Source organism: Roseovarius sp. D0-M9, from assembly GCF_037083805.1.
Taxonomy (GTDB): domain Bacteria; phylum Pseudomonadota; class Alphaproteobacteria; order Rhodobacterales; family Rhodobacteraceae; genus Roseovarius.
Genome location: NZ_JBAPKZ010000002.1, coordinates 217,798 through 231,638 on the forward strand (window position 1 = coordinate 217,798; position 13,841 = coordinate 231,638).

The 13,841-nt window shown below is 62.6% G+C and carries 11 protein-coding genes and 4 pseudogenes; 12 read left to right on the top strand and 3 right to left on the bottom strand.

The window, feature by feature from the left end; genetic code table 11:
- Nucleotides 1–27: 27 nt before the first annotated feature.
- On the bottom strand, nucleotides 28–1,044 hold the full coding sequence (locus tag V8352_RS02725; protein ID WP_336422714.1) for an NAD-dependent epimerase/dehydratase family protein: 1,017 nt from the start codon (nucleotides 1,042–1,044) through the stop codon (nucleotides 28–30).
- Between the two features lie 186 nt (nucleotides 1,045–1,230).
- Between V8352_RS02725 and V8352_RS02730 the strand changes: the two genes are divergently transcribed.
- From V8352_RS02730 to V8352_RS02750, 5 genes are all read left to right on the top strand, one after another.
- Complete coding sequence (locus tag V8352_RS02730) at nucleotides 1,231–2,139, top strand: DMT family transporter (protein ID WP_336422715.1); 909 nt, start codon at nucleotides 1,231–1,233, stop codon at nucleotides 2,137–2,139.
- A 12-nt stretch (nucleotides 2,140–2,151) separates the two neighbouring features.
- The gene (locus V8352_RS02735) at nucleotides 2,152–3,642 is read left to right on the top strand and encodes a M81 family metallopeptidase (RefSeq protein WP_336422716.1); all 1,491 of its coding nucleotides are present in this window, start codon (nucleotides 2,152–2,154) and stop codon (nucleotides 3,640–3,642) included.
- A gap of 53 nt (nucleotides 3,643–3,695) precedes the next feature.
- Nucleotides 3,696–4,694: an acryloyl-CoA reductase gene (gene acuI / locus V8352_RS02740; RefSeq protein ID WP_336422717.1), complete on the top strand. Its 999-nt coding sequence runs from the start codon at nucleotides 3,696–3,698 to the stop codon at nucleotides 4,692–4,694.
- A gap of 239 nt (nucleotides 4,695–4,933) precedes the next feature.
- The gene (locus V8352_RS02745) at nucleotides 4,934–5,275 is read left to right on the top strand and encodes a hypothetical protein (protein WP_336422718.1); all 342 of its coding nucleotides are present in this window, start codon (nucleotides 4,934–4,936) and stop codon (nucleotides 5,273–5,275) included.
- Nucleotides 5,178–6,554: a DNA-packaging protein gene (locus V8352_RS02750; RefSeq protein WP_336422719.1), complete on the top strand. Its 1,377-nt coding sequence runs from the start codon at nucleotides 5,178–5,180 to the stop codon at nucleotides 6,552–6,554. The genes V8352_RS02745 and V8352_RS02750 overlap by 98 nt, the downstream gene beginning before the upstream one ends.
- A gap of 4 nt (nucleotides 6,555–6,558) precedes the next feature.
- Here V8352_RS02750 and V8352_RS02755 read toward each other — a convergent pair whose 3' ends face one another.
- Nucleotides 6,559–7,236 carry a dimethylsulfonioproprionate lyase family protein gene (locus V8352_RS02755; protein WP_336422720.1) on the bottom strand — a complete coding sequence of 226 codons (678 nt, stop codon included), beginning with the start codon at nucleotides 7,234–7,236 and terminating at the stop codon, nucleotides 6,559–6,561.
- 197 nt (nucleotides 7,237–7,433) lie between these two features.
- Here V8352_RS02755 and V8352_RS21945 point away from each other — a divergent pair.
- The 7 genes and pseudogenes from V8352_RS21945 to cysE all read left to right on the top strand — a co-directional run.
- Nucleotides 7,434–7,937 (top strand): annotated as a pseudogene (locus V8352_RS21945) (phage portal protein); the annotation flags it as partial.
- Nucleotides 7,936–8,262 (top strand): annotated as a pseudogene (locus V8352_RS02765) (phage major capsid protein); the annotation flags it as partial. The pseudogenes V8352_RS21945 and V8352_RS02765, both read left to right, overlap by 2 nt.
- Before the next feature lie 153 nt (nucleotides 8,263–8,415).
- Entirely contained in the window at nucleotides 8,416–8,973 is a 558-nt protein-coding gene (locus tag V8352_RS02770) for a head-tail connector protein (protein WP_336422721.1), read from the top strand.
- A pseudogene (locus tag V8352_RS02775) lies at nucleotides 8,970–9,485 on the top strand (DUF2163 domain-containing protein); the annotation flags it as partial. The gene V8352_RS02770 and the pseudogene V8352_RS02775, both read left to right, overlap by 4 nt.
- A pseudogene (locus V8352_RS02780) lies at nucleotides 9,485–10,376 on the top strand (baseplate multidomain protein megatron); the annotation flags it as partial. The pseudogenes V8352_RS02775 and V8352_RS02780, both read left to right, overlap by 1 nt.
- A gap of 139 nt (nucleotides 10,377–10,515) precedes the next feature.
- Nucleotides 10,516–11,376 carry a GTA baseplate fiber-binding domain-containing protein gene (locus tag V8352_RS02785; RefSeq protein WP_442970939.1) on the top strand — a complete coding sequence of 287 codons (861 nt, stop codon included), beginning with the start codon at nucleotides 10,516–10,518 and terminating at the stop codon, nucleotides 11,374–11,376.
- 123 nt (nucleotides 11,377–11,499) lie between these two features.
- Nucleotides 11,500–12,306, top strand: a complete 807-nt coding sequence (gene cysE / locus V8352_RS02790) for a serine O-acetyltransferase (RefSeq protein WP_336422724.1) — start codon at nucleotides 11,500–11,502, stop codon at nucleotides 12,304–12,306.
- A 189-nt stretch (nucleotides 12,307–12,495) separates the two neighbouring features.
- Here cysE and V8352_RS02795 read toward each other — a convergent pair whose 3' ends face one another.
- On the bottom strand, nucleotides 12,496–13,833 hold the full coding sequence (locus V8352_RS02795) for a pyruvate dehydrogenase complex dihydrolipoamide acetyltransferase (RefSeq protein WP_336422725.1): 1,338 nt from the start codon (nucleotides 13,831–13,833) through the stop codon (nucleotides 12,496–12,498).
- Between the last annotated feature and the right edge of the window lie 8 nt (nucleotides 13,834–13,841).

Here is a 13,841-nt window from a genome sequence, read left to right on the forward strand (position 1 = left end):
AGGTTGTCGAGATGGCCCGCAGGGCGATCACGCGGGTTTGTGGTAGGCGCGATACCAGTCGACGAATTCGCCGATCCCCTCGACCACCGGAGTGTTCGGGCGATATCCTGTGAGCGATTCCAGCAAGGAAGAGTCGGCCCACGTGCCAGGCACGTCACCCTTTTGCATCTCCATCATGTTCTTCTTGATCTCGAAGCCCAGCTTGGCCTCGATGGCAGCTATGAAATCCATCAGTTCGACCCGCTCACCATTGCCGATGTTGACGACGCGGTATGGTGCAGCGGCGCTGAGGCTGTCGCCGGGCGCGATGTCCTCGGGGCTGTCCGGCTGCAACGGGGGCGTGTCGATCAAGAGGCGGATGCCGCGCACCAGATCGCCGACATAGGTAAAATCGCGCGCCATGCGGCCATGGTTGTAGACGTCGATCGCCTCGCCATCGAGGGCGGCACGGACGAATTTATAGAGCGCGAGATCAGGGCGCCCCCACGGGCCGTAGACCGTGAAAAAGCGGAACATCGTGGTCGGGATCTTCCACAGATGCGCGTAGGAATGGGCCATATGCTCGTTCGCGCGTTTGGTCGCGGCATAAAGGGTCAGAGGCATTTCGGCGCGCTGCCCCTCATGGAACGGCATGTCGGTATTCGCGCCATAGACAGATGATGTGGAGGCCATCAGCAGATGCGAGGGAGGCATCTCACGTGCACACTCCATGAGGTTGAATGTGCCCTCGATATTAGCCGAAATGTAGCTGCGCGGGTTTTGGAGGCTGTAGCGCACACCTGCCTGCCCGGCGAGGTGGACGATGGCATCGGGCGCCGCCTCGTGCACGCAGCGCTGTAGCAGGTCCATATCCTCAAGCATGCCCTCGTGTGCAGTGAAACCCGGCGTTTGCAGCAGCATCTGGTGGCGGCGGTGCTTGAGCGCGACATCGTAGTAGTCGGTCATGCCATCAAAGCCGACAACGCGGAAGCCTTCGGCCAGGAGGTGCTTGGCGAGGTGGTAACCGATGAACCCGGCCGTTCCGGTGACGAAAATGGTGCGCATCGGCTGATCCCTGTCTTGAATGGCTTTGGCAATGCCCAGCCCCGAGTGGTCTAAGCGATTTAAGCCCCCGAAGTCACTAGAATATCTTGTGGCGGTTTTGCGATGGAAAGCCGCTAGGGTTTATGGAAGGCTCCCGCACGTGACGGAGGGCTGGCGCCCTGCCGCAATCTGAGCAGGAGAACCCGAGTGGAACCGCGGCTGACGCCCTTTATTCTGGCCATGGTCGCGCTGGTGGGCATCCTGTGGGGGCTGAACTGGCCTACGGTCAAATTCCTGCTGCGCGAGGTGCCGCCCCTCAGCCTGAGAGCCGCCGGATTCACTGGCGGGGCGCTGGTGCTGCTGTGCATCGTCAAGCTGCTGGGTCATCGCCTGCGGCCCGAACCGGGTGAGGCGCGCGCTATCGTCATTGCCGGTATTTTCGTGGTCTTTGGCTTCAACATCACCACGGCGCTGGGACAGACCCTGACCGAGGCGTCGAGGGCAGCGATCATTGCCTATACGATGCCCGCGATCACCGCCGTTCTTGCGTCGGTTTTCCTGAAAGAGCGGCTGGGATGGCGGCGCGTTCTGGCGGTGCTGATCGGAATGGCCGGCCTTGGTGTGCTGGCATCGGTGGATTTCGCCGCATTGGTGGCGGCGCCTGCGGGCGCGCTCTTCATGCTGGCGGCGGCGCTTTCGTGGTCCATCGGCAATGTTCTGGTGCAAGCGCGCACGTGGTCGCTGTCGCCACTGGCGCTGACCTTGTGGTTTTTCGTGGTGTCGATGGTGCTGGCCTGGCCACTGGCGCTGTGGCTGGAGCCGCAAGGTCTTGCGCGCGCGCCCAGCGCTGCGACATGGCTGGTATTCGGCTTTCACGTCGCGGGGCCGATGGCGACATGCTATTTGCTGTGGGCCGTCCTTTTGCGGCGGTTGCCCGCGACGGTGGCGGCCATTTCCATCCTGACGGCACCGACTGTGGGCGTATTATCCGCCGCCTATCTACTGGGTGAACCGCTGGGATGGCAAAAGATCGTGGCGCTGGGCTTGATCGTTTTGTCAATCGGTATCACGCTGATCGCCCGGCCCAAGCAGCCCGCCGTACCGGACCCAGCGTAAAGGAGACAAACGATGCGCATCATCGCTGCAAGGTTCAACCATGAGACCAACACGTTCTCGCCGGTGCCGACGCCGCTTGAGGATTTCGGACCGCTTCACAACGCAGACGCGCGGGCGTTCGGGGCAGGCTCGGCCACGGCCTTTGGCGCGTTCATAGACTATGCCGAGCGCATCGGTGCCGAGTTGGTCACCCCGCTCTGCGCCACGGCAAACCCAAGCGGACCCGCAAAGCGCGAGGTGTTCGAGGCGCTGTGTGCGCCGATCCTGAAGGCTGCCGAGGCGGGGTGCGATGCGATCCTGCTGGACCTGCACGGCGCGATGGTGGCCGAGGAGATCGACGATTGCGAGGGGGAACTCTTGGCGCGGCTGCGAGAGGTGGCGCCGGATGTGCCGATCGGCGTGGCGCTGGACCTTCACGGTAATATCACCGCGCGGCTGATCGAGAGTTGCGACTGCATCGCGGGGTTCAAGACCTATCCTCACATAGATATGCGCGAAACGGGCGCACATGTGGTGCGCATGATGGACGCCATACGTTGCGGGGCGGCGCGCCCGGCCATGGCGATGGTTCATCCGCCCATTCTGGCACAAACCCTGCGTATGAACACCGAAGTGCCGGGGATCATGACCGATCTGATCGCCGCCGCGCGCGCTGCGGAAGAACGCGATGGCGTGCAGGCTGTGACGATCTTTGGCGGGTTTCCCCTGTCTGATATTTCGGATGCGGGCGTATCGGTCGTGGTTGTCGCAGACACCGGCGCGCTGGCCCATGAGGTGGCATGCGACCTTGGCGCTGCCGCATGGGCGGGACGCGAAGGATTTGTCTATCGCGAGGCGCCTTTGGATGTTTCTCTGGCCGAGGCCCGGCAGGCGGCAGACCGACCCGGCGCGGGGCCTGTCCTGCTGCTGGATCACGGGGACAATTGCATGTCGGGAGGCACCTGCGACACAGTCGATGTGCTCCGCTCGGCGCTGGAGGCCGGGATGCGCGGAATCATCGCCGGGCCGATCTGTGACCCCGAGGTGGTCGCGCAGATGACAAAGGCGGGAAGCGGTGCGCAAGTGTCTGTGCGCCTCGGCAACAAGGTGCCGTTGGAGGGGTTTCCCCCCAATCCGTCCTTGGAGCTAAGCGGAACGGTCGCCTTCACGGGCCAGGGCCGCTATGTGGTCAGCGGGCCGATCTATACCGGGCAGACCTGCGACATGGGGCGCGCGGCCGTTCTGCAACTGGAGAGCGCCACGGTTCTGGTGACCGAGCGGCCGCACGAGCCATGGGATCTGGGCGTGTTCAGTTGCGCAGGAGTAGACCCTGTTTCTGCAAAATTCCTGATCCTCAAGTCCCGGATGTATTGCCGCCCTGTCTTTGAGCCGCTGTCGCGGGCCGTCGTGGAATGCGCGAGCGCGGGCATCACCAGCTCGAACCTTGGGCTTTTCGATTTTCAGAAGTTGGCGCGCCCCATCTACCCGATGGACCCAGAGACCGACTGGGCGCCGAGGGGCTGAGTGGATATGAAAGTCGGGCGATTGCCCGGCGCAACCTTAGAAGGAGATGACGTATGACATTCAACGCATTGGTCGTGACCAAAGATGACGAGAGCGGCAAGACACATGCCGAAGTGACGCAGCTGACCGAGGCCGACTTGCCAGATGGCGAGGTGACGGTGGCGGTCGAGTATTCGACGGTCAACTACAAGGATGGTCTGTGCATCGGTCCGGGGGCCGGGCTGGTGCGGAATTATCCGCATGTGCCGGGCATTGATTTTGCCGGGACTGTCGAGACGTCGAGCGATGATCGCTACAAGCCGGGCGACAAGGTCGTGCTGACCGGCTGGCGCGTGGGCGAGGCGCATTGGGGTGGCTACGCACAGAAGGCGCGCGTGAAGGCCGATTGGCTGGTGCCGATGCCCGAAGGGTTGGACGCGCGGCAGGCGATGGCCGTGGGCACTGCGGGCTTTACCGCGATGCTGGCGATCATGGCGCTGGAGGATGCGGGTCTGAAACCCGGTTCCGGGCCTGTTTTGGTCACCGGCGCCGCAGGCGGCGTGGGCAGCGTGGCCGTCGCAATCCTGGCAAATCTGGGCTATGAGGTGGCGGCGGTGACGGGGCGGCCCGAGACCGAAGGCTACCTGAAGGACTTGGGCGCGACGCAGATCGTGCCGCGCGATGACCTGACCGAAGTCACCAAGAAGCCACTGGAGGCCGAACAATGGGCCGGGTGCGTAGACGCGGTGGCAGGATCAATGCTGGGCCGGGTTTTGAAGCAGATGAAGTATGGCTCATCCGTCGCGGCGATTGGCTTGGCTGGGGGCGCGCCGATCGAGGGCGCGCTGATCACGCCCTTCATTCTGCGGGGGGTAAACCTCTTGGGCATCGACTCGGTCATGCAGCCCTTTGCGCGGCGCACCGAGGCGTGGAAGCGTATTGCGAGCGACCTGCCAATGGAGAAGCTGGAAGCCATGGTTCATGCAGCCAAGCTGGGGGATCTGCCCGAGCTCGGCCGCGACATTCTGAAGGGCCAGGTCAAGGGGCGTGTCGTGGTCGATGTGAACGCCTGATGGATCACCGGAGAGTGGCAATGGCCACTCTCCAACCTTAACAAAAGGTAACCATATCGGGCGGTTAGGGGTTTCCTGCCGCTTGAATTCGTTTGACTTTGCGCACGGTCTCGCGTATAGGTTGTGACATACTGGAAGAGATGGGCAAGCGGCCCCGGGGTAACTCCCCGGTGGTCGCTTTTTCATTTTTGCGCGGGCGGTGGGGCAAGCAACGCAATCGCATGAGGCAGTGATCACGAATGAGTTTGATAACACCCGAAGAGGGCCAGTCGGCCCTGAGCGCGACCGTCACGACGTTGGAGCGGCAGTTGCGTGCCATGTGTGAGGATCTGGAGGCACTTTCAGACAGCGTCCGAGCAGAGGACTTTGAAGATATCAAAAACCGCAGCCGCATTCTGGGAGACATCAGGCAATGGCTGAAAATGGCAATCGAAGCGGAGACACAACTTGAGCAACGCAAAAAGAAAGAGCAAGGGATCGTCAATGGATACGCCCTCGACATGGACGCCGCACGGGATTCGATCGGGTGCCGTCTGGATCGCCTCAGAAGGGCAGGATGTCCGGGACGCTTTCCTCGATGAGCTGAGCGAGGGCGAGCTGCTGGCCCTGCCCTATCTGTTCGAGTTCTGGGCGATGGATCACCAACTGCCGCCCGAGGGCGATTGGCGGTCCTGGGTCATCATGGGGGGGCGCGGCGGGGGGAAAACCCGCGCCGGGGCCGAATGGGTGCGCAGCATGGTCGAAGGATCCGCGCCACTGGATGTGGGGATTTGCAAGCGGCTGGCACTGGTGGGCGAGACCGTTGCCCAAGTCAGAGACGTAATGGTCTTTGGTGAGAGCGGGATATTGGCCTGCTCTCCGCCTGACCGGCGGCCCGAATGGCAGGCAACGAAAGCGCGGCTGGTCTGGCCCAACGGCGCCATTGCGCAGGTGTTTTCAGCGCATGAACCTGAGGGATTGCGTGGACCGCAATTCGATGGTGCGTGGGTCGATGAAATGGCCAAGTGGAAAAAAGCGCAAGACACATGGGACATGCTGCAATTCGCCTTGCGGCTGGGCGAGCGGCCTCGGGTCTGCGTGACCACGACACCGCGCAATGTCGGCGTGCTGAAGGAATTGCTGAAATCTCCCTCGACCGTGGTGACGAGTGCGCCCACCGAAGCGAACCGTGCCTTTCTGGCCGAAAGCTTCCTCGACGAGGTGCGCACGCGCTATGCAGGGACGCGTCTGGGTCGGCAAGAGCTGGACGGGATCCTGATGGAGGATGCGGAGGGCGCGCTCTGGACCACGGCCGCGCTCGAAGCGCTTCGGGTGGAGCTTGCGCCCGAGATGGACCGGATCGTTGTTGCAGTCGATCCACCGGTCACAGGTGGCCCCAAGGCTGATGACTGCGGCATCGTGGTGGTCGGCGCGGTTACGCGCGGGCCGGTGCAGAACTGGCGGGCCTATGTCCTGGCGGACGAAACGGTGACTGCGGCCAGCCCGGCGACCTGGGCCTTGGCAGCGGTGCGCGCGATGCAAAGCTGGGGTGCTGAGCGGTTGGTGGCCGAGGTCAATCAGGGGGGCGAACTGGTGTCGGAAGTCATCCGGCAGATCGACCCTATGGTGCCGATCAGAGCCGTTCATGCCTCGCGCGGCAAGGTGGCGCGAGCTGAGCCCATTGCCGCGCTCTACGAGCAGGGGCGCGTGCATCATCTGCGCGGTCTGGGTGCGCTGGAGGACCAAATGTGCGCCATGACCTTGCAAGGATACGAGGGCCGGGGCAGCCCCGACCGCGTCGATGCATTGGTCTGGGCTTTGCACGAGCTGATGATCGAGCCTGCTGCGAAATGGCAGCATCCGCGCGTGCGGGCGGTGTGATGCATCAACGAACGTGCGGCGCCGCCCATAACGCCCAAAAGGCAAAGAGCGGCGCCGCACCGGACCGCATGGCGTGCAGAATGCCGGGCGGATTATAAAGCGTGCCGCCGACGCCCGGTGTGTGCCAGTTATCCGGCCCTTGCATGAAATCACCGGGGCTGAGGACAAGATAGGTCTCTTCCGGCGCATGGTCGTGGTCGNAGTTATCCGGCCCTTGCATGAAATCACCGGGGCTGAGGACAAGATAGGTCTCTTCCGGCGCATGGTCGTGGTCGGGATAGCGGACATTCGGCGCGACGAGCGAGGCGCCGATCCACACGTCACTGCGCCGCTCGGCCCCGCCGGGCCCGGCGATCATGGTATTCGCGTGGCTATCGGCAAAGTCGGCACTGGCATTGGTGTGATCACCGCTGCGCGGTCGCCAAGTGAGTGACGGCTCGAGCGCATTGAATGACTTTATCAGCACCTTCAGGTCTGGATCGGCGAAGCGCGTCGGGTCGGTTGCCTGCGCCAGATATGTGCAGACCGGCAGGCGGGCACCCGGTGAGGTCGCCGGTGCGCCGGGCGTGTCGAGCGCGTCAAAAATGCGCTGGATGGACGCTGCGCCATTCGGATCACGGACCCGCGAAGAAAACGCGGACCGGGCAGCGCCCAAGAAGTTCTGAAGGGATTCGGATCGCATGTCTGGCCCCGCTTTTGGTCAAGCGTAACGACAGTACCCGCGCCGCGCCAGTATGTGCAGGCACGCACGAGAGAACGAAAGCGGAGCGCACGGTCACGTTCAGTTTTCTTAAACCTTTAAGACAATGATGCCTTCAACAGCGGATGAAAGGCCAACACGCCTTTGGCCCCTGATGGCAGATCAAGGAGAAGCGGCAGATGATCATGGACTTCTTTCGGCAAGGCGCGGCGCCAGATCAGCCCAGCGCACCCGAAGCCAAGGCGAGCGCGGCGGGCCGTGTCATGGCCTGGCATGGCTCCAATCGCGTCGCCTGGAGCGCGCGCGATAGCGGAACGCTGACGCGTCAGGGCTTTGCCGCGAATCCGGTGGGCTTTCGCTGTGTGAAGATGATCGCGGAAGCGGCTGCGTCGCTGCCCTTGGTGCTTCAGGATGCCGAGCAGCGCTTTGCCGTGCATCCGATGCTGACGCTGATGCGGCGACCCAACCCGGCGCAGGGGCGCGCCGAACTGCTGGAGGCGCTTTACGGTCAGTTGCTGCTGACGGGCAACGCGTATGTCGAAGCGGTGGGCGATGCGGACGGCGCGCCCGTTGAGCTGCACGTGCTGCGTTCGGACCGGATGAGTGTGGTGCCGGGCAATGATGGCTGGCCGGTGGCCTATGAATATACCGTCGCCGGGCGCAAGCACCGTTTTGATGTGAGCCAAGACGGCTGGCACGCTGCGCAAGATGAAGGACGCCGATGGCCGCTTCCTTTGGTCTGATGGTCTTTCGGCAGGGGAGCCTGCGCGCCTTCTGGGCTACCGCGTGCTGATCGCAGAGGACATGCCCGACATGGCCTCAGGTTCGATGTCGGTCGCATTCGGTGATTTCGGTGCGGGCTACACCGTGGCCGAGCGCCCGGACCTGCGTGTTCTGCGAGACCCCTTCAGCGCAAAACCGCACGTCCTGTTCTACGCGACCAAGCGCGTCGGCGGCGATGTCAGCGACTATGCGGCGATCAAGCTGCTGAAATTCGCGACCTCGTAAAGGAGGCGCGGATCGGGCGGGGGGATTTGCCCCCGTCCGGGGCGTGCGCTGCCCACTACTTGAAGCGTTGTCCAGCTGCTCCCCTCCGTCCGAGCAACGCGGGCGGCGCGCGCCTGAACCACCGGAGGGATCCGGCACTATCGGAGTTATTCCATGATGTTGATTGAAGAAACTGCCGTGCCCGAGGCCGCCTTGCCGGTGGACCAGTTCAAGGCGCATCTGCGGCTGGGCACCGGCTTTGCCGATGATGATGTGCAGGATGCGGTGCTGCAGAGCTTCCTAAGGGCGGCCATCGCCTCGATTGAGGCGCGCACCGGAAAGGTGCTGATCGAGCGCGTGTTTTCGTGGGAGTTGATCGCATGGCGCACGGGGTATGGCCAAGCATTGCCCGTGGCGCCGGTAAAGGCAATCGAAGAGGTCGTGTTGCGGCACACGTCGGGCAGTGAGGTGATCGCCGATCCGGCGCATTACCGGCTGGAGAAGGATACGCATCTGGGAAGGGACGAGCAGCAGGAAAGCGTGCATTACACCGTCGACTACACGACCGGCATCGTGACGTTTCTGCATCCGCCGAACGCGGGCGATGCGGTGACGGCGGGATTCGAATTCGATGTGCCTGTCCGGTTTGACACGGACCGGATCATGGTCAGCGTCGCCAGTTTCCAGGCCGGGGACGCACCGAACGTGCCCGTGGTGGAGATACGGGTATGAGTGGGATGAACGCGGGCCTCGATGCCCACCTGCGCAGCGGGGTCACCAGCACGTGCCGGGCCTGGGCGCTGACGCGCAAGGATGGCACGGTGCTTGGCTTTACCGACCATGACGGGCCGCTCGAATTCGACGGACTTACCTTTCGTGCCGATACTGGGCTGAGCGCACTGGCCATTCAGCAGACGACCGGTCTGTCGGTCGACAATACCGAGGCGCTGGGCGCGCTGAGCGATGCGTCGATACGCGAGGAGGACATTGAGGCTGGCCGCTACGATGGCGCCGAGATCAAGGCGTGGCTGGTCAACTGGCAGGACGTGAGCCAGCGCCATATGCAGTTTCGCGGCACGATCGGTGAGTTGCGCCGGTCGGGAGGCGCGTTTGAGGCCGAGTTGCGCGGTCTGACAGAGGCGCTGAATCGGCCGCTGGGGCGGGTCTATCAAAAACCGTGCTCAGCCGTTCTGGGTGACGGCGCCTGCACGTTCGACATCAATACGCTGGGTTACACTAGCGAGACGGTAGCGAAATCGCACGCGATTCCATCACCATGCGAATCTATGCCGGCACGCGTGATCAACTGCCCGACCCCAAGATCGAGGCCGTCGAAGGTACGGGAACTGTCCCTGCCTATCGCGGCACAGCATATGTGGTGATCGAGGATCTGGAGCTGAGCCAGTTTGGCAATCGCGTGCCCCAGTTTACCTTTGAGGTGACGCGCCCTTCGCAAGCCAGCGAGGAAGGCGCCGAACTGGACCCTGCGCGCGGCGTGCGGGCGGTCGCACTGCTTCCGGGGAGCGGAGAATACACGCTGGCAACCACGCCGGTTACAATGAATTACGGGGCGGGCGCCTCGGCCTTGGCGAACATTAATACACCTTCAGGAAAATCGGATCTGGCGACCTCTCTGGATGCGTTGAACGGCGAGTTGCCGAAGTGCGGCAGCACCTCACTGGTGGTCAGCTGGTTCGGAGACGATCTGCGCTGCGGCATGTGCAGCCTGCGGCCCAAAGTCGAGCAGAAGCTGCATGATGCCCGCAATATGCCTTGGACCGTTGCTGGCCTGACGCGGGCAACCGCGCAACTGGTGCCACAAACGAGCGACGGCACACCCATCTATGGCGGGACGCCCACGGACCAGTCAGTGCTGGAGGCCATTGCCGCTTTGAAAGAGGCGGGCCAAGACGTCATGTTCTATCCTTTCATCCTGATGGACCAAGTTGCCGGCAACACACTGCCGGACCCATACAGTGACGAGGTCGGCCAGCCGCCCCTGCCGTGGCGCGGACGTGTGACACTGTCCAAGGCACCGGGCATATCGGGCAGCCCGGAGAAGACTTCTGCGGCTGACACCGAAGTTGCGGCCTTCTTCGGTACGGCGATGGCGTCGGACTTCAGTCTGACCCCGTCGACCCCTGCGGGCCCTGAGGTGCCCAGGCAATCGACCGAGAATGATTACTTCGACCTTCTCAAATTGGCGCAACCCGATGTGTCCCCGCCGTTCTTCTACACAGGCCCTGACGAGTGGGGGTATCGGCGGTTCTGGCCGTGACGTCCCGGCCGTGGCCGGGGCCTGCCGCGCTTTACTCATCGAGCACCGATACAAACTATCGCCTGAATCAACTGATCGAGGCGAGATCCACTGTTGGAGTTTTGGAGGATGCCCTCACACCGGGCCGCCCGGGCCTGATCGACCGGGGCCAGGGTCTGACAGTGCGGATGCTGTCAGGCCGACTTGAAAGCGTCGATGACATGGGCCTGCTTGACGGGGCGAACCTGTGCGCTGTTGGTGACGGCACGACGGACGGTTGGGAGTTGATGCAATTCCGCGATGCGACCCTGATCGGGAAAGATACGTATTTTCTCAGTCACCGCCTGCGCGGCCAGTTGGGCACCGACCACATTGCAGAGGCGGTTTGGCCAAAAGGCAGCTATCTGGTCATGATGGACGGAACACCAAGCCAAATCTCCTTGCCAGACGCCCTGAGACGCCGGGCGCAGAACTATCGCATCGGGCCCGCAGGACGGGCTGTGGACGATCCATCCTATCAGCGCGCGGTTCTGGCATTTGACGGAATCGGCCTGCGGCCCTACAGCCCGGTGCACCTGCGCGCGGTGGCTGATGGGCAGGGCGCAACAGAAGTCAGCTGGATCCGCCGTACACGCATAGACGGGGATCGATGGGATGTCCCCGAGGTGCCACTGGGCGAAGAAAGCGAATCGTATCTTCTGCGAATCGTGGTCGATGATACCGTGCTGAGAGAAGAGGTGGTGGCGGCACCTTCATGGCGGTATGACGCAGCGCAGAAGGCCCAGGATGGCGCGACAGGGCCGTTCGAAGTACGCGTCGCGCAGATTTCTGCCAAGTTTGGACCGGGCGTCTTTGCTCGCAAAGAAGTAACTGTCTGAGCGAGGCTCTCCGGGCGCGGGCCACCGAAGAACGTCCGCGTCCGAATGACTGCTATCACGGCTTTGCATTTTGCCATTTGTTCCTATGTGCTATAATAGCGACATAAAGAAGGAGCTTGGGCCATGGCCAAATCGCACGCACAACTGACAAACTGCGATCCGGTGTGGCACCAGATCACGGACGAAGCCGAGGCTGCGATCAGGGATGAACCCTTGATGGGCGGAATGGTGCACTCCAGCATACTTCACCACAAAACGCTTGAATCGTCGCTGGCCTATCGCACCTCGATGAAGCTGGCATCCAATGAAATGCCCGAGCAGATCCTTCGCGAGATTTGCGACTGGGCGTATCGCCAAGACCCCGATACGGGGATTGCCGCGCGCGCCGACATCGTGGCCGTGTTTGAGCGTGATCCGGCCTGTGATCGCTACATCCTGCCGCTCTTGTTCTTCAAGGGGTTTCAGGCAATCCAAGCCTATCGCATCGCTCATTTTCTGTGGAGTGAAGGCCGGCGGGACATGGCGCGGTTCTTTCAGATGCGCGTCTCCGAAGTGTTTGGCGTAGACATTCATCCGGCAGCGCGGATCGGCAAGGGGATCATGATCGACCATGCGCATAGCATCGTCATCGGGGAGACTGCCGTGGTCGGGGACAACGTGTCGATGCTGCATTCCGTCACGCTTGGCGGCACCGGCAAAGAGGAAGAGGACCGCCATCCTAAGATCGCCGATGGTGTCCTGATCGGCGCCGGGGCCAAGGTGCTGGGCAATATCAAGGTTGGTCATTGCAGCCGGATCGCTGCGGGTTCGGTCGTTCTGGAAGAGGTGCCGGCCTGCAAGACGGTGGCCGGCGTTCCTGCGCGTATCGTTGGTGAGGCGGGCTGCGATCAGCCTTCGGTGCTTATGGATCAATTGCTGGGTGTGCGCTGAAGGCACTTGCCTCGCACGTCCGACGCTCATCATTTTGTATTAGAGAACACCGGGCGGTTGCCCGGTGTTTTGTTTTTTCAGCTTACTGCTTTGTCCAAAGCGTCACTTCCTTGAACGAACGAAAGGAGCGCACTTTTCAGTGCGCTCCTTCGAAATTGGCAGTGTCGGATTTACTGAGCAAATAGTGACTCAGGCCAGCATGACCATCGGGTTTTCAAGGTTCTCGACGATATGCTTGAGAAGGTCGGCACCCATCGCCCCATCGATAACCCGGTGATCGACGCTGAGCGTCACGGACATGACCGTCGCCACCGACAGCTCGCCATCCTTACCGACAACGGGCTTCTTGACACCGGCGCCAACCGCAAGGATCGCGCCATGCGGCGGGTTGATGACAGCATCGAAATTGTCGATGCCAAACATGCCGAGGTTCGAGATGGCAAAACTGCCGCCCTGATACTCGGCTGGCGACAGCTTGCGATCGCGGGCGCGACTTGCCAAATCCTTCATCTCGGAGGACAAGGCCGACAGCGACTTCATGTCGGCGTCCTTCAGCACGGGGGTAAAGAGCCCTCCCTCGATCGCCACGGCCACGGCCACATCCGACGGCTTGAGCTGCAACACACGGTCACCGGCCCAGACAGCATTGGCCTCCGGCACCGATTGCAGCGCCAGCGCACACGCCTTGATGATAAAGTCGTTCACGCTCAGCTTGACGCCGCGGCCTTCGAGCTGCTTGTTCAGATCGCCCCGAAATTTCAGCAGCGCATCCAGCTTGATATCTCGGCGCAGGTAGAAGTGCGGCACGGTCTGCTTGGCCTCGGTCAGGCGCGCGGCGATGGTCTTGCGCATCCCGTCCAGCTTGACCTCGGTGAATTCGCGGCCCTCGTAGATCTTGGCGACGGCCTCGGCGGATTGGCCCGTCTTGGCTGGTGCGGGCGCGGCTGGGGCATCCGCACCTGACGTTTCGGCGGGCTTGGCGCTGGCGTTCTCGACGTCGGCCTTGACGATGCGGCCATGCGGGCCCGAGCCGTCGATCTGGCTCAGATCCAGCCCCTTGTCCGCCGCGATGCGGCGCGCGAGGGGCGAGGCAAAGATGCGTTCGCCATCGGCGTTCTTGGGCGCTGCGGGGGCTTCGGAGACTTCTGCCGCCGCTTTGTCGTTGTCCTTGGCCTTTTCTTTGTCCTCAGACTTGGGTTTGGGCGTCTTCGCCTCCTCCTCGGGTTCTTCTTCCTTGGCAGGCGCGGGCGCGCTGCCCGCATCCTCGATGTCGTCGGCGCTCTCGCCCTCTTCCAGCAGCACGGCGATGGCGGTATTCACCTTGACGCCTTCGGTGCCGGCCTCGATCAGGATCTTTCCGATCGTGCCCTCATCCACGGCCTCGAATTCCATCGTGGCCTTGTCGGTCTCAATCTCGGCCAGCAGATCACCGGAAGAGACGGTGTCGCCCTCCTTGACCAGCCATTTCGCCAATGTGCCTTCCTCCATGGTCGGAGAAAGCGCGGGCATCAGAATTTCTGTCGGCATCGCTTTTT